This window comes from Alistipes sp. An116 (genome assembly GCF_002161005.1).
GTDB classification, from domain to species: Bacteria; Bacteroidota; Bacteroidia; order Bacteroidales; family Rikenellaceae; genus Alistipes; species Alistipes megaguti.
On sequence record NZ_NFLR01000008.1, the window covers coordinates 145,218 to 162,310 of the forward strand.

Genomic DNA, 17,093 nt, shown 5'->3' on the forward strand with positions numbered 1-17,093 from the left:
AGGGTGGTGTTAAAAAATATATTTTTTTCACCCGTGTCGGTATGCCGGTTTTTATTACTAACTTCGTTATTGGAAGTAACTGTTTATTTACAAGCCATGCTGCGCAAGGAGGAACGAAATTCGATTATTGAGATTTGCCCGGTACGTAACGTGATTGCCCGTTTCGGCAACAAATGGGCGTTGTTGGTGGTGCTGGTGTTGAGCGAGCACGAGAAGGTGCGTTTCAACGAACTGTGTAGGTTGATTCCCGATGTCTCGTCGCGGGTTCTCTCCGGCACGCTGAAGACGCTGGAGGCCGACGCGCTGGTTTCGCGCACCGTCTATCCGGTCGTTCCGCCCAAGGTCGAGTACCGGCTTACGGAGCTGGGGCGCTCCCTGGTGCCGTTGATTGCGCAGCTGACCGAGTGGGCGCAGACCAACATCAAGAAGATCGTCGAACACCGCAGGCAGTTCGAGTCGGAGGAGGCCTCCGGCAAATAGCCGCAAGAGTCGGACCGGGAGCCTGGGGCTTCGTCGGGCCTCTAATCCTACGATAAGAAAAAAAGCCCGGCACGTCGGAACGTGTCGGGCTGAGAATGAGGCGATGTGCCTTATTCCGTCTCGGGGAAGTTGTCGTTGGTCAGCAGCTTGCCCTGGTATTCGCCGGTCAGCGTCTTCAGGAAGGCTACCATTCGGTCGACCTCCTGCTGCGTCAGCTCCTCGCCCACCTCGTAGCGGGCCATCGAGACGACGGCATCCTCCAGCGTTGCCTGCGTGGCATCGTGGTAGTAGGGGGCCGTCAGAGCGACGTTGCGCAGTCCGGGCACCTTGAAGCGGTGGCGGTCACGCTCGTCCTTGGTCTCCTTGTAGCGGCCGTTGTCCTCGATGGTGAGCTCCGTACCGCGGTCTGCGAAGTAGTCGCGCTTGATGCCCATCAGCTCATACGACTGTCCGCCCATGTTCTCACCGACGTGGCACGTGGCGCAGTTGTACTTCTTGAAGAGTTCGTATCCGGCAATCTCGTCGGCGTTCATGGCCGTCTTGTCGCCCTTGAGGTACTTGTCGAAGCGCGAGTTGGGCGTCAGCAGCGTCTTCTCAAACTCCTGGATGGCGTTGGTGATGTTGGCCTGGTTGATGCCGTCGGGATAGACCTCCGTGAACTCCTTGCTGAATGCGGCGTCAGCCTTCAGCTTCTCGCAGATCTCGTCGAACGACTTGCAGGCCATCTCCACCGGGTTGACCGGAGGTCCGGCAGCCTGATCGGCCAGCGTGGCGGCACGTCCGTCCCAGAACTGCACGAAGTTGTAGTAGGCGTTGAAGACCGTCGGGGCGTTCACGCCGCCCAGCTGTCCGCCAACACCCTCCGAGAAGGCCTTGTTGTCGACACCTCCCGTGTTCAGACCGTGGCACGAGGAGCAGGAGATGGTGTTGTCGGCCGACAGACGGGTATCGTAGTAGAGCTTGTTGCCCAGCTCCACCTTGCGGATGTCCACCGGAATCGAATCCTGAATCGGGCGCACCGTCTCGTTGGCCCACTCCTGGTCGGCCAGCGGGTTGGGGTAGAAGGCCTCACGCTGCGACTTGGCCCATGCAAGCGCCATCTGCGTCTCCTTGTTCGTCAGCGACGCACCCCAGTGTACCAGGTAGTACTTGGCCAGCGGCATCGTTCCGTCGGCAATCACCTTCTCGACCTTCGCCAGGTCCACTTCGTTGATCTTCTCACCGTTCTTCAGCGCCTCCATCATCGGGGCCATGTCGAACGAACGGTAGCCCAGCCGCACATCCTCCTGCACCAGCTTGCCCGCTACCGGGAAGTTGGCATAGAAAGGCAGCTTCGGATCGGCCGAGTGGCAGGAAATACATCCGCTGCTCGCCACGATCTGCTCCATTTGCGCATTGCTTTCGAGGTCGGCCGACGGTGCCTTGTTCACCAGCCGGTAGACGACGCAAAGCACGATTATCACTACCAGCACGGATAGAATAATCTTTGAGCCTTTTTTCATAACAAATGAATTAAAATTAAACAGTTTATATAACTAAGAACGTGAATACATGTGAACACTCTGCCGGGCCGCCGGGAGGTAGTTGACCCCGTACCAGCACATCTGCAGCGCTAGGAACGAGACAATCAGAATCCAGTAGAGCGGCCGCGAGGCATTTTTGCGGAACAGACGCAGGTGGACATACAGCAGGTAGCCCGCCCACGTCGCCGCGGCCCAGGTCTCCTTCGGGTCCCAGCTCCAGTAGTGGCCCCATGCCGCCTTGGCCCAGATCGAACCGGTGAGCATGCCGACGGTTAGAAAGGCCAGTCCGGTATAGACCAGCTTGTCGGTTGCTTCGAGGTAGTCGGCCCGACGTTTGATGAGCCCCATGCAACCCAGGATGAAGGCGCACCCCAATACCGAGTAAGAGAACATATAGACCGTGACATGCGGGATGAACCACGGGCTTTGCAGGGCGGGCATCAGCGTCTGGTCGTGGATTTCGGGTTTCAGGATGTTGATGAGGGCGAAGACCGTCGCCACCACCGTCGAGAAGCTGAGGATCCAGGGGTAGCGCCACCGCAGGTAGGTCAGTAGTCCGGATACGCTCATGAAGAAGGAGTACCACAGCCGGGTCTCCCCCATCGTGCGCAGCGGCGGGCGCTGCATGTAGAGCCAGAACCCCGCAATGAATGTCGCGAAGACCAGCATACCCAGAGCGGTCAGCAGAATGGCCCAGCGGCGTCGTTCCCTGCTGAACAACGCCACCCCAGCGCCGGCTGCCCACAGCACGATGGAGACCAGCGCAAACCATTCGAAATTATCCCACGTGAACATCATACTCGCATATTTTTACAATACGTCTTTCGTCACCGCGATGTTTCACAAAGTTCCTTATTTTGTCTGTTCGGGCCGGCCAGAAACAGCAGGCAGCCTCCGCACAGCATCATGACCACGCCCAGCCACATGACGTATTTCAGCGGCTCCCGTACGATCTGCACCACGCAGTAGCGCGGCTGCTCCGACTGCACGTCGTACGAGGTCAGGTAGTAGTCCTCCGCCCAGTTGGCCGCATAGGGGTGGTTGACCTCCAGTCGGGCCGGCTTTCCGTCGATCGAGATCTCGGCAAAGAAGTGGCGCGGGGTGCCGTTGGCGTAGTGCTCCACCGTGAAATTGTTCAACTGCAACTCCTTCGGCAGGTAGATCTTGGCCCCCTCTTCGCTGACGGCCTCGTTGTTGGGACGGTCGCGGAAGACCGGGATGCGCAGCGTCTGCTCCTCGGCGCTTCCTACCACGCCGGCAAAGAGCGCCAGCCACAGCCCGGCATGGTTGAGGATAAAGCGCCAGCGGTTGCGCCCCGGGCGGAAGCCTCGCCGCAGGGTGATCATCCCCAGATGGGTCAGCAGGGCGAAGAGCCCCACCACGAAGATCCAGGAGGTGGTGAAGTGGTAGCAACCCAGCCGGGCGAGCAGCCCCGAACGTTCGGCAGCCTCCGCGGCCGAGAGCTGCGGGAAGAGCCCGATGACCAGACTCCCGGCTATGAGCCAGCCCAGCGTCCAGTAGGTGCATTGCGGCGAGAGCCACATCTGAACGAAGCGCGACGAGCGGTTTTCCTTATAGGCATACACCATTCCTGCAATCCAGAGCAGGGCTATGAGTGCATCCAGCGGGAAGGCGAAGAAGGCAAACGGGAAGTTGCCGAACGCGCATTGAATCACCACCGAAAGCAGCAACAGCAGGATGAACAGATGTTTAGCCTCGAATTTCATATGTCGGTCATCTATCTAATCGGCGCAAATATAAAAAAATATCGTTTACCCGGTTACTCCAAATAGTGCGTTTCGGAGGATAAAAGGGCTGCCGATTGGAGGAATTTGTCCGTGCAGGCGGCAACAAGCATTGTGGCAGTTGGCAAACTTCGAAATCGGGAAGATGGTCTGTTGGTGCGCTTAATCCGCAGGGCGGCTGTAGGTGTGTCTGAAGGGGATCTTACCCTAAATCCGAAAATATAAATGCGAAATATTTGCAATTGCGAATTATTTGCATTATGTTTGCACCAGAGAAAGAAACAAAACGATGAACAACGAAGGACTGCAAAGAATCAAGGAGGCGGGGCTGAAGCTGACCCCGCAGCGCCGCGAGGTCTACAAGGCGATGCAGGAGCTGCGCCACGCCACGGTGGAGGATATCATCGAACGGGTTCAGTCCCGCAACAAGGAGGTGACCGTTTCGACCATCTATCGGATTTTGGACAGCTTCCGTTCGGCAAACATTTTGTCGTTCATCTATCACCCCGACACCGGGAAGTGCTACTACGACATCACGGTGGCGGAGCACCATCACCTCTTCGACGGCAAGTCGATCGAGGACTATGCGGACCCGGAGCTTTCGCAACTGATCCGCGAATACCTCGAACGCAAACACTTCCCGACGGAGGAGATCGGTAAAGTACAGGTACAGGTAACACTGAAAAAGAATGTCTAACTTAAAACCGCAATTTGTTATGAGAAGTATCACAACATTCGATCTGCAGTATGCACACCGTTTCTACGGTTTTCAAGGAGAGGCTCAGTATCTCCACGGCCACACGGGACAGTTGACCATTGAGGTGGAGGATAGCATCGAGGCGGGTGTGAACATGGTTTACCCCTGCAACGAGATTCAGAAGGTAGCGTGGGACGTGCTCCGGAATTTCGATCATGCGCTGGTTCTGCGCGAGGATGATCCGCTGCTGCCGGCCGTTCTGGACGTCTACGAGAAGCAGGGCATCCGCAACGGACACCCGCAGAACAAGATGAAGGGTCCGGCCTTCAAGACGGAGCTGGCCACGGCCTATCCCGATTGCCGTCTGGTAGTCACGAAGGAGACGCTGACGGTTGAGGGGATGATCAAGATTGTCTACGATCTGCTGAAGGATAAGCTCAATATCGCCAAGATCACCTTCACGAGCGGTGTGAATGCGGCCTCGGCTGAGTTCGTGACCAAGAACGACATCGACCGCTGCCCGCTGTGCGGCGTTGCACTCAACGAGGAGGGTGTATGTCCGAAGTGCGGGTATCGCAAGAAGAAGTAGTCGTCACACTCTGTGGATAGGGTAGTCGGGTTCCGAATTTCGGGACCCGACTTTTTTATTCAGGGCGCAATTTTTTCTGGACGTCATGGCCTTTCCGCCGTGGTCAACTATTGGGGAAAAATATTATTTCAGGAGGAATATGGATTTTTTATAAAGAATAATATTTTGTTCGTTGTTGGATGTAGATGGCATCTATGAATAACATATTAGCAGTTGATGCCTTAAATCCAGGTGAGGTGACGATACAGATTGCGGCGAGAGTCAAGTCTCTGAGGACGAAACTGGATTTGATGCAGAATGTATTAGTTGCGCACGAGAGGAGCAGGTTGCGGTGTGCTTCAGACTTTGGCGGGCTGAAGAGGGCTTGTTAGGAGAACGGATTGCTTTGCGTTGAATGTTCTATGAGTCGGTTGGTTGTTCTGTTTTGATAGTGAGATTGCTGCTGAATCTATTAAACAATTTTCGATAGTTGATCTTTGATCTTGGACTCTTCGTCGGTGCCCGTAGTTGAGAGGCGCAGCAGCGGAAGGCTGTAGCGGTTGAGGATGCGATCCTTCATCCGATCGCGTTCGGATTGGCGGGTCCCTTGTTTGTGGAACTGGTAGCCGTCGGTCTCGACAGCCAGGACGGGGCGTTTGCTCACCCGGTTGTAAATCAGGAAGTCGAGGTGTGTGGCACCGTTCGAGGCATAGCGGCGCTCCTCGTCGTCGAGAAGCGTCCAGTCGCGGATCAGTTGTCGCAGCGGTTGGTGGCAGAGGACACCCAGATGCCGGAATGCCGGGTCGGCCTCCAGCACCCGCTCCAACAGGGCATAGGTCAGATTCTCGGAGTCGAACTCCGAGATCCGGCGGTGTCGCTTGAGAAATTCCCGCCGCGCCTCGGCGTAGGGTTCGTAGAGCAGGTCGAAAACCGAATGGATGGCACTCTCCGTGATCTTGCCGCCGTTGTAGTCGATGTAGGCCAGCAGATCGGCAATGTTGCGGCTGTCGGGCTGTTCGTTGCTCGAGGTGACGAGCGTGAATTGCCGCTTGGCCCGCGATACGGCGACGTTCAGCAGATTGGAATCATCCGTGAAGGCGGTAATCTGATCGTCGACGGTCGACAGGATGATGGCCTCCTTCTCCCGTCCCTGGAACTTGTGGACCGTGGCCACGTCAATGCCTCCGCCCAGCTCACGATGGAGCGCGTTGACCTGCTCGTTGTAGGGAGAGATAATGCCGATTTCGGTCTGCTCGCAGGGGAGTGACGGCAGTACCTCGCGCCGGATCGTCTCGATCTCGCGGGGATTGAACGCTCCCCGCGCGTGATGCCCCGGTGCAGTCCGCCACGCCGTGATGACGTCGGGTTCGCCGTGATCCTCGGTCATGATCAGCAGGCGCCCGCCGTAGAAGCGCTGGTTGCAGAAGTTGATGATCTTCGGGTGGCAGCGGTAGTGTTCGCGCAGCAGCGTCTGAGGCGCTTCGGGAAAGACCCGACAGACGGACTCCAGAAAACTCAGCGCGGCGCAGTCGTAGCGGGGATCGATCGCGTGTTTGGCGGCGATGGCCTGTATGCGGAGCCGGTCGGCATCGGTGATGACATTGGGCAGCTGCATCGAATCGCCGACAATCACCGCATTGTGGGCGCACATCAACGCCAATGCCCCTGTTTCGGACGACACCTGCGAGGCTTCGTCCATGATCACGTAGTCGAAGAGCGTCTCCGCCCGGAAATTCGACCGCGAAGAGAAGGTCGTGCTCAACACGACGGGGTACTCCTTGAGCAGCTCGGGGGTGATGTGCTGGAAAATCGGTCGCTTGTGTCCCTTGCCATAGCGGGCGGCCAGTCGGCTGCGCAGGTAGCGCATTGAGTCGTCGCTCAGCCGGGCCACCATCGCCGGAGCATCCGACGTGGCAAGTTGCTTTTCAATCCGGTCGATCTCCGCCGTGAGCACCTCCTGCCGAACCTGGTAGTAACTGCGCTGGAGGAGGGGGATCAACCGCTGGAGATCCTGCCGCTCCGGATGGCGGGGAAATCCGTCGAAGAGGCGACGAATCCGGCGTTTGAGCAAAAACCATCGGACCGCGTCGCGCCATCGGTCGAAGAGTCCGTTCGGCTGCCATTCGACGGCGGCCTGCAATTCGTTCCACAGCATCAGCAGCCGGGCCGACGGCATTTGCCGACGAAGCGTGACGGATGAGTCAATCGTTGTCTCCTGCTCGAAATGGAGTTGCTCGATTTGGAGTCCCGTCAACTCTTGTCGGGCGCGAGCCAGCCGCTCCTGTCGTTCGAAAACCGTCTGCAACGATTCAGCCTCGGACTGGATGGTGCGAAGGAACTCCGGAGAGTCGGTTTCGGCCGAATACCACGAGTCGATCTCGGCCGGGATGGACTTCTCGATGGCCTGTGTCTCGACGAAGGCCGTCTTTCGCTCACGGCTGCCCAGCAGGGCAGTGAGAAATCCCAGCCCTTGCTTCTCCAGCTTCTCGACCACATTTTCGATGGCCGAGTTGTTGTTCGAGACGACCAGCACGGTCTTCTCCTGCACCACAAGATTGGCCACGATGTTGAGGATCGTCTGCGTCTTGCCGGTTCCCGGAGGGCCCTGGATGATGCTGATCTGATTCCCGAAGGCTGCCTGGATGGCTCTCTGCTGGCTGGCGTTGCACCCGAAAGGGTAGATGAGCGGTGGAACGGGGGATTGTCGGGGCGAGCCCTTGCCGAGATTCAGGTAGAGGGCCGCCGCCGAACGGTCGGAGACGAAGTCGATCTTCTGGTACTGCATCAGCAGCAGTTTCTGCCCGTCGTCGGTCTCCAGCGGGTTGAGTTCCGCCACGTCGCGCAGATAGGCGAAGCGATCCTGTGCGGGTGGTTCCTCCAAGCACGATCGAACGAGTTCGACCTCCGATCCCTTGTAGTGGGCTCCGGTGCCGTTGGCGTATTCCACATACCAGAATCGCCGCGAGCCTTGTTGGAAAGCGGCGATGTAGGAGATAGGCTCTATCCGGCGGCCTTTGTGGAGCAGATGGCAATGCTGCGGATCAAAGACCACGGGATCCTTCAGCCACAACACTTTACTTGGGACATAGGAGTAGGTCTTCGGGAAATGGCAGAAAATGACCTGGCAGCGGTTGGGCCTTGAGGTGTACCAACAGCGTTCGACGGAGTCGGTTTTATCCTCTCCGTCGATGATAATCCGGTTTTCCCGAGGATCGTACATCCTGAATAGCAGTAGGTCTCGCTATTTTAGTTTCTTGCCGCAGGAAAAAGCCTTGTCGACCGTAGCCCCTAATTCAATATATTCGAGATGAATGGGGTCGAAGCTGATCGGGCGCAACTTACGCAGGTCGATTTGTCCGTCGGTCAGAATGCTTTCGTCGGCCGAAATGTTGACGATACGTCCTGTCAGATGGCAGCTTGCGGGGTCATAGGAGAGAAGTTCGCACTCGAGCGTCATGGGCAGTTCGTCGATCATCGGGGCATTGACGTGCGCCGAAGGAGTAGCATGAAATCCCGCCCGGGCGAATTTGTCGGGGACTTTATTCCCGGAGACGATACCCGCATAGTCGCAGGCTGCCACTTGATCGACCGTAGCCATGCTGACGGTGAAGGCACGTGTCGCAAGGATATTTTTCGTGGTTTTATGTCCTGCGGAGAGGCAGATTCCGATTGTCTCATCGGTAAACATGCCACCCCAGGCGGCATTCATGACATTGGGCACACCTTGCTCGTCGTAGGCTGCTACGATCAATACGGGCATCGGGTAGAGCCAGCTCTTCGATCCAAAGTCTTTTTTCATATTGCTTCGTGAAATTAGTCGTAAATTTTACGAAAATTACAAGAATTTAACGACTTGGCAAAATCCGAATCTTGATTTGAACCGGATGTTACGAAATTATTCTCCTAAAGATGGACTATTTTGGGATGTTGTGGGCGGATTCGTATTAAAATAGAAAATGGCTGAAGCTATTTTGTCAAGGTGTTGTCTCATTTGTTTTCGATGCACTATTATATTGCTATTGGTTATTTAATGGTTTAAAAGGAGAAGATCTTAAATATTTACTTGTTTTTTGCGAAAAATCAAAGATTTAACGTTTTTTCATCGGCTCTCTTCAAACAGGGGGAAAAGAAGCCAAAACAGCCCTTGGGTGCCCCGACTAACCTAGGGTATATCGGGGCCTATTTCGCCAAAATATGCTGTAAAATTGAGGATGAATTCACAGATATTTTCAGGATTGTTGATCGTCATCTTAAGCGGACTGAAGGAAGGCTGGCCTTTACTCCCGGGTCACTTATAGTTTCACAGCCAAAAGAATAATGGCTGAAACCATTTTCCATGGCGAAGCCATCTCTTTTCTTCCTATATTTTGCCTTTACTTTGATTAAGCGTATAAATACGGGGATAAAGTAAAGTTGTTAATTTCAAGGCAAAGAGTTTAAAGAGGGGCTGATTCGTTGGAAAAAGTGTGAGATAATAAGTGCTATTTGTTTGTAAAAATGTAAAATTCCTAACTGTCAACTAAATTCAGAGAAATTCCCCCAATCTTCTAACTTATAATTTTTTTACGTAACAAATGATCGTGAAAAGATAAGTAAATGACGATGTGTGTATGTTTTGAATAACAATAAAGATACCGTAGAAAGAGTCGGTATCAGGTTATCCGCATCGATGACACCGACTTCGGCCTAAGTGCGCTATGGCCGCGGATCAACCCGAATGACGAATATTTCGTGGAAAGGCATGAATGACTTCCGGCAGATTAAGTACGACGTGAAGCAGCTGCAGACGGAGGAGTTCAACTGATGCATGGGACCTGTATCAATTTTATCAAGAAAAGTGTCTAAAGAGAGTGCGGCGGCCCATATTGTGGAGGTTACGCACCATCTGTCGACTTTTCGGGGGTTGTTCCGCATCATAGGAGGGCCATGCTGAACAGAGCACCTTGCCAGTGAATATGGAGACTTGATTACCGGTGATAGGATCGATGCCAGGGTTCACGGGCATTTGCATACCAACATTGACACTGTGGTTGGCGAGCCTCGTATAACGTATAATATGTAACCAGATGGGATACGGTTTCGAGAACGAACAACTTGCGAGTGGATTTAATCAGGGCAAGTTTATTGGGGTTTAATGAACATTTCGTTTCACAGACCATGAACAGACCCGTTTTATCATCTGTTCGCTACAGATCATTATGGCGAACGTGGTCTTTTATGCCTGAACATCTTTGTTTCAAATAAACGGCTGCTGGGGTGGAAAATTGTCGTTCCCAACAGTTATTTTGCCAATGCCAGATTGGCCATCGAAGTAGCTGCCGTCTTGTATAAGGCAGGAGCGCCACTACTGGTATACGACGTGATATACGAAGCCGAAAGCTCCTAAGAATATTGCGTGAAGAGAGTTACGTACGGCTGGTTTCCGATTCTTATCATATTCTTATCATAATTATATGGGAGAGGGTACGGCCTATGAACTGACATGGGAATACGAATGCTTAGACGATGCTAATCAGGTTCTGGCTCTGGTGTAATGCTCGGTGATTGTCTCCATTGCAGAATAGTTGCTGGGGAAAAGAATAAGCCTTCATCGAAAAGAACTATAAACTTACCAGTATATTAGCAGCACTCAAATTATTGGCACTATTTAAATTAGTGCCAATAATTGGTTAAAAATTGACTTTTGACAACTTTCTACTGAAGAGACTTCATCCTTGTAGTAGAATTATCCAGGATAGGTAAAAGTGAAGATATTCTTGCTGTTTGATTGAATCAAATATATTTTGCACTAAAGGTAATATATAAGGTCGTAATCTTCTGTGTGCTCAAATCTTTTCGCTATATTTGTTAATTATGAAGAAATATTCCAATTATAGTTTATAAAAGTACATTATTCCAATAGTGATATGAAACTAACATTTCAAGACGGCAAAGAAAATCAACCCATAATTGAGTCGCAAGACATGGAAAACTCTGTGTTTAGCAACCAATATGTTCTTGCAGAAAAAATTTTTAATGCTTTATTAGCAGATGCTGAAGCAAGAAAACATAACAATATAATTAGTTTTTGTGGTGATCGTGGAACGGGCAAAACCTCTTGCATGATGAGCTTTAAGTCAAAATGCGAACGTGACCTTAATGATTGTTTTTTCTTAAAGGAAATTGATCCATCGTTCTTTGATGATACGCATAATATAATTGAGCTTGTTGTTGGTAGCTTGTATTCTGTACTATCTTCTGAGGCAAAGAAAGATGAATACGCTGATAGTGAACGTAATAATCTAGTTAGTCAATTTAACAAGGTTATGATTTATTTGAAATACCTTGCTAAACCAGAAGATAAAGAACATTATTATGATGGCCTTCAAGAATTGGAGGCATTGTCAGTAGGATTGTCTCTTCAAGATAGTATACAGAAACTTTTTGCAACCTTTTTGGAATATGTTAATAAAAAATATCTCATTATAGTTGTTGATGACTTGGATTTGAATATTCAAGGAGCTTACATAATGTCAGAACATATCCGTAAATATTTAACCAACGATAGGTGCATCATTATGCTGAGCGTAAAAGTAGAGCAGTTGATAGATGCTGTTCAACACTATCTTGAAAATAGCCAAAATGTTGATAGTGCAGAAGGACACGAAATGGCTGTCAAATACGTTACAAAACTGATTCCTGTTAGTAGTCGTGTAAATATGCCGTTATTGGAAGACTATTGTGACAATGAACTAATTTATACAAATTCTAATGGAGTGGATTATGATGAGTTTCATTCTGTCAAGGAGGCTGTTACTCATTCAATATTTTGGAAAACGGGTTATTTGTTTTATAATAGCCGGGGACGAAATTCCCTTATTATTCCATCTTCGCTTCGTTCCTTACGTCAGCTATTGCATATGCTGTATAGAATGCCTTTACGAGACAAAGAACATCTCGCAGAGCATAAACAAAACCAGAAACAGTTTAAACAGTACTTTTTCTACACTTGGACACAACAATTGTCTGCAGAATATAGACATATAGCTCATAAACTTATAAGTATAGAATCTGATTTAGCTTTCAACAAAGCTGTAGTGGCTAATTTAATGACACTTGATGTGCTCAAAAACAGCCATCAGTTTAAATTCATCGCTGATCCTTCTAATTATGCTTATAATATCTCATTAGGCGATGTTATGCGCATACTAGAGTATCTTGATCAAGATGAGAGTGATATGCAGCTTCAGCTTTTTGTATTCTTTGTGCGTTCATTGTATTCTATAAAGATGTACGAATGTTATGACTTTGTAACTGAGGATATTAATAATAATCATTATCCAGAACCGGCGAACAATGAGAAGGTTGGTGAAATATACTCTTCAGATGTAATGTTTGAACACACAAATAAAATGCAAAAACTTGTTAATGGTCGATACTTTTCTTTTGAAGTCGATGAAGTGCTCCCTCCCCAGAGCATTCAAGGAGATGAAAATCAGAGTAGAGATTGTAAATTGATAAATGGAGATATTCTGATTGCAGAGATACAAAGTCTTGGTCATAATAAAGATCAGATAGATGATAGTTATAAAGAAAGATTTCAAATGGTTGAATTTTTTATGTTGACAATATCAAGATTGGCTAACATTAAAAGGAAAACTGACTCGTGGGAATTAAAACGAAATGCGTTCGAGCCATCTTATTTGATGCCATTTCATTCAACTATCAAAAATCTGGTATTTGATGTATTATCTCCATTTTATAATGTGCTGAACTTAAAGAATACATATAATCGATTTGATGTATATTTCAACCAGACCGATGATAATTTATCCATTTATGATTTCGCTAAACGACATGATTGGTCACTATTGTCTAAAATGATTACTAATAATGACCGAGAGTATGATAATGAAATGCATGGATTTCTTTCTGATGCAGTGTTGCGTAATGCAGAGGTACTGAATGCATTGTCCGAACGTATACGAGTTGGTCGTTTCGATAGTTATTCCAGTCAGAATAAGATATGTATCAAAGAGTTCTATAATAAAATAACAAAATCAGGTATGCGTACATATCCTAAAAGTAAGGAGGATGAACCATATCAGATTCAGTTTAAGTTTTTGAATGTCATTTGCAGTTTTCTCGAGTCTTGTAACCACGACGCTTTTGAGGCAATTTTTGGTCGTCAGAACGAAGTTGAAAACATTATAGCATCACTCTTTACAGCTAGGGACTATGCACAAAGTACAATTCTCGGTACTTTGAGCAAAGCACTTCCTCAAATCTACCAAAAGATTTCTCGTAAAGAATGGAAGGAGAAGTTTCCAGATAAGCGTAATTCTCGTGCACACATAATTGAAGTTATAGAGGAAGTTCAAAGACGCTAAGTTATGAAACTACTTGTTCCCGCCATACGCACATTGTTTTATGACTTAGATGTCAATAGTTTGTATGCTGATATCAAAAATCATACTAATTCCTTTATAACAGGGGATTTTGTTGAGTTGGCATCATGGAAGGCAAGGGCATTTACAAAGAGTGAACTACGATGTTTGCAAGAATATATTAAGCAAGAATGTCAATGTGGGGAAACCCCGAAATGGCATCATATGCTGAATCTTCTAAATAAATTTGCGACGAAGTGTCTAATAAATGATACAGGTATACCTATTGTGAAATTCAATAGGCTTCAAGATTGGCGTGAACTTACTTTATTGTTGGGAGAAGATTTACTAACAACAGCATTCTTGGCATTTAACCATAATTCGGGAGGTAATTCTCCAATCTCATCATTTGATTGGCCAAACATTATCTCTCATAACCATTCAAAGATCAATGTAGAATTAGAATTGGGGGTATGCGATACACATGCCCATTTGAAGGCATCGGCAGATGTCTTTGAATTGACATGGATGGATTTTATGAATAGGCTGCTAAATAGGGATGATGATTATCGTAAGGTTCTATATATGGCAGATAAGCAAATTCAATACCGCAGAGATCAGCAAAACGTTGAATTTCGTAAGATTGTGCAGATGGCAGCTATCCTTAGACTTCATATATTTGAGACTCTCAATGGAAAGGAAACTGCAGCGTCCAATGCGGAAACTCTTAAAATATTAGACGATGATGTATGTAGGACCAAGTATTTAGTCGAAGTTGAGAGCCGTATTAGAAGTTATCAGACAGATGATAATAAAATTTTTAACATTACTCACGAGTATGCTATCTTGAGAAAGCCCTCTTCTAACATATATGCGATACATAGTGGTGAACGGGAATTGTTATATAATTTTTTTTCCCGTTATTTCAAGGAGGAATCACAAGTAATCAAATTAGCAGATTTATTCTTTCTCTATATAGCTTTGAAGATAAGAGTGCGAAAAGAGTTCATTCAGACTAATCCATTGGTCGGATTTGAAAATTTCAAAATGTATGAATCTAGAAAAACCAAATTTTGCTCAGATGATTACAAAAATATCTTTCCCCTATATGCAATTCAATCCTCAATACGGCCATATACTGCAGATAAAATGGAGGCTCGTGTTACCCCAATTGAAATTCCTGAGCAAGATGTAAGAAAGAGCATTGATGGTTCTGTTCGTTCTGATATAAACGATAGTAATTTAACATATATCATTCATTTTATTAAACAGAGTGAACAAGTCGTACATAAAAAATATTATGGCTCAAGATATAATTATTGCCAAGAATATCGAAATGAAATAGATAAGATTTTAAATGATGCCCAAAAACGCTATGATGCTATATCGTATCCCCAACCTGTATATAAAATTGTAGGTATTGATGCTGCAGGGGCAGAAATAGATTGCTCTCCGGCAGTATTTGGGCAAATATATCGTTATGCTCGTTTAAGAGGTATAACAAATTTTACTTATCATGTTGGTGAAGATTTTTATGACCTATGTGATGGCTTGAAAGCAATAGATGATGCCATTCGTTTTTTACACTTAGGCAATGGGAGTCGTTTGGGACATGCGATAGCGTTGGGGATTTCCGCTTCAAAATACTATGAGCATAGAGGATATCAAACTATCATGTCACGTCAAAGACTATTGGATACATTAGCTTGGATATACAAAACTATGGCATTGAATGGAGGAAAAATGTCAGCTAACTTTTCTAAAAAGTTAGAAGAAAAGATGTCAGATATTTATGAAAAAATTGGTTATCACATTCCTTTCAATATTGACGCATATTATATGTCAATGATGCTCAGAAGTGATAATTTTGATCCGATAGGCCAGTATTCTTATTGGGGACGTGCATCTCTATGTCAAGATCAATCTTGTAAACAAGCGAGAGAGAATAAAAATGCAATTGCATTATGCCATGAATTCTTTACAAGTAAAGAAGTATGGGAGAAAGGTAATGCAATAGAAACTTATACATATCTTCCAGAAATTGTTGAGGTAGCATCTATATTGCAAGTATACTTGCAATTTATAGTGATAGAAAAAGGTATTACAATAGAAACTAATCCTTCGTCCAATGTCGTAATAGGGCCGATAGATAAATATGAGGAACATACTATCCATTATTTCATCAAGAATGGTATTGCTGCCAGTATCAACACGGATGATAAAGGGATATTCTCAACATCCTTGTGCAACGAATATTCATTGTATGCAAATTCAGCAAAGCTTATGGGAGTCAGTGATACTGATGTTGTTAAATACATTAGAGAAATACGTAAAAATGCCGAAAATAGTCGATTTTTGCCACAGAGACCTATCGATAGTTGAAAACAAATAAATTTTGAGTAAAACTTTCTTAGATTTAGCAATGACGGTAATGTAAACTAAACTGTGTCAAATCATTTGTTGGAGCTGCCTGGGGTTCTTCAATATCTTAAAACACCTTTGTTAAGTTATCAATATTGCCAAAGAACTTTAAATAATGAGGTTGTTAAGATACGCTCTTGGGCCTGTTCGAAAACAGAATAGCCAGTTATCGTGCTGTCTGACCTCAATTCTGAACTGGCTGGGTTCACTTCCACCAGATTCTCATAAATGCGAGATAGACAATCTTTCCCTGTTTTGTATCCGTAAACAACCGGAGAAGTGCGTGTAGCGAATTTATTCCACGCGAGGTATCTTCGCGCAAAAAAATGCTTACACGAAAAGATACTGTTTCAAAGAGTGTGTCTGAAGGAAGGTAAAATAAAAAAGTCTACAGATTTTTTAGATTTGTAGTGACGAACCAACAAAAACTAAAAAAGGAGTAGACTTATGGTGTTGACAAAGGAACAACTTTCCGAATTAATATGCAAACATTCGGAGCGGGAAAATGGCCTTCAGGATCTGTTGGAGATCTTGTTGGAGAGTATGATGGTCTCGGAGCGCCGGGAATATCTCCGGGAAAACTCCGCATCGGGAAATAAATGCAACGGCTTTCGCCCGGGACATAGTTACGGTCATGGCCGTACGCTGACGTTCCGGATACCCCGAGATCGCTACGGGAACTTTCATCCCCGGATCCTGGCGATCCTTCGCCATCAGGAAGACGAATGCGAACGTCTTGCCGGAACACTTTACACGAAAGGACTTACGCAGGAACAAGTTGGCGAGGTATTCCAGGATATCTATGGCGAGCACTACAGCAAGGCGAGCATTTCGCGAATGCTGGACTACCTCCGAGAAGATGTCTCGCAATGGCTCACGCGCTCTTTGGAGGCTTATTACCCGATCGTCTTCATCGATTGCGTACACATGAAGATCCACCGCAAGCGGAGCGTAGAAACAGAAGCTTTCTATGTAGTGCTCGCCGTGCGAGAAGACAAGCGGCGCGAGGTGTTGGGGATCTTCAATAAGCCCACGGAAAGCGCCCTGGGTTGGGGCGAGATGCTCGCAGAACTGCAGGAACGAGGCGTTCGGAAGATCGGCCTGGTGTGTGCCGACGGGCTGAAGGGTCTGGAGGATGTCATCAGTGCGGTCTTTCCCGGGACGCCGCTACAACGTAAGCAACTGGTGAAGTGCGTATAGTGAATTTATTTCAAGAGCGGTAACTTCGCGCCAAAAAGGAAAGATGCTTACACGAGAAGGAATCGCAGAGATAGTTCAATACTGCAAGGAGCA

At 47.7% G+C, this 17,093-nt stretch carries 10 protein-coding genes and 2 pseudogenes; 7 read left to right on the forward strand and 5 right to left on the reverse strand.

All coding sequences use genetic code 11. The annotated features are described in order from the left end of the window. Window positions 1-96 precede the first annotated feature (96 nt). Window positions 97-480, forward strand: coding sequence for a winged helix-turn-helix transcriptional regulator (locus B5E60_RS07505; protein ID WP_087310878.1), 384 nt, complete (start codon window positions 97-99; stop codon window positions 478-480). A gap of 110 nt (window positions 481-590) precedes the next feature. Here the strand turns inward: B5E60_RS07505 and B5E60_RS07510 are convergent, their stop codons facing one another. Genes B5E60_RS07510 through B5E60_RS07520 form a run of 3 tightly spaced genes read right to left on the reverse strand, consistent with a single transcriptional unit; the run spans window position 591 to window position 3,730 of the window. Further along, window positions 591-1,982 carry a cytochrome-c peroxidase gene (locus B5E60_RS07510; RefSeq protein ID WP_087310880.1) on the reverse strand — a complete coding sequence of 464 codons (1,392 nt, stop codon included), beginning with the start codon at window positions 1,980-1,982 and terminating at the stop codon, window positions 591-593. A gap of 33 nt (window positions 1,983-2,015) precedes the next feature. Beyond that, complete coding sequence (locus tag B5E60_RS07515; RefSeq protein ID WP_087310908.1) at window positions 2,016-2,798, reverse strand: cytochrome c biogenesis protein; 783 nt, start codon at window positions 2,796-2,798, stop codon at window positions 2,016-2,018. Window positions 2,799-2,830: 32 nt separating this feature from the next. Next, the gene (locus B5E60_RS07520) at window positions 2,831-3,730 is read right to left on the reverse strand and encodes a cytochrome c biogenesis protein ResB (RefSeq protein ID WP_087310881.1); all 900 of its coding nucleotides are present in this window, start codon (window positions 3,728-3,730) and stop codon (window positions 2,831-2,833) included. A 307-nt stretch (window positions 3,731-4,037) separates the two neighbouring features. Here B5E60_RS07520 and B5E60_RS07525 point away from each other — a divergent pair, with 307 nt between their 5' ends. Continuing rightward, window positions 4,038-4,445 carry a Fur family transcriptional regulator gene (locus B5E60_RS07525; RefSeq protein ID WP_022307318.1) on the forward strand — a complete coding sequence of 136 codons (408 nt, stop codon included), beginning with the start codon at window positions 4,038-4,040 and terminating at the stop codon, window positions 4,443-4,445. Between the two features lie 19 nt (window positions 4,446-4,464). Further along, window positions 4,465-5,034, forward strand: a complete 570-nt coding sequence (locus B5E60_RS07530; protein ID WP_087310883.1) for a 6-carboxytetrahydropterin synthase — start codon at window positions 4,465-4,467, stop codon at window positions 5,032-5,034. 451 nt (window positions 5,035-5,485) lie between these two features. On the opposite strand, the gene B5E60_RS07535 is transcribed toward B5E60_RS07530, so the two are convergent. Beyond that, window positions 5,486-8,233: an AAA domain-containing protein gene (locus B5E60_RS07535; RefSeq protein ID WP_087310885.1), complete on the reverse strand. Its 2,748-nt coding sequence runs from the start codon at window positions 8,231-8,233 to the stop codon at window positions 5,486-5,488. Between the two features lie 21 nt (window positions 8,234-8,254). Beyond that, window positions 8,255-8,812: a flavin reductase family protein gene (locus B5E60_RS07540; RefSeq protein WP_087310887.1), complete on the reverse strand. Its 558-nt coding sequence runs from the start codon at window positions 8,810-8,812 to the stop codon at window positions 8,255-8,257. An 854-nt stretch (window positions 8,813-9,666) separates the two neighbouring features. Here B5E60_RS07540 and B5E60_RS14480 point away from each other — a divergent pair. From B5E60_RS14480 to B5E60_RS07560, 4 genes and pseudogenes are all read left to right on the forward strand, one after another. Beyond that, window positions 9,667-10,148, forward strand: a pseudogene (locus tag B5E60_RS14480) (metallophosphoesterase); the annotation flags it as partial. Window positions 10,149-10,919: 771 nt separating this feature from the next. After that, on the forward strand, window positions 10,920-13,382 hold the full coding sequence (locus B5E60_RS07550) for a P-loop NTPase fold protein (protein ID WP_143260688.1): 2,463 nt from the start codon (window positions 10,920-10,922) through the stop codon (window positions 13,380-13,382). A gap of 3 nt (window positions 13,383-13,385) precedes the next feature. Beyond that, on the forward strand, window positions 13,386-15,761 hold the full coding sequence (locus tag B5E60_RS07555) for a hypothetical protein (RefSeq protein WP_087310891.1): 2,376 nt from the start codon (window positions 13,386-13,388) through the stop codon (window positions 15,759-15,761). A 486-nt stretch (window positions 15,762-16,247) separates the two neighbouring features. Further along, window positions 16,248-16,997, forward strand: a pseudogene (locus B5E60_RS07560) (IS256 family transposase); the annotation flags it as partial. Between the last annotated feature and the right edge of the window lie 96 nt (window positions 16,998-17,093).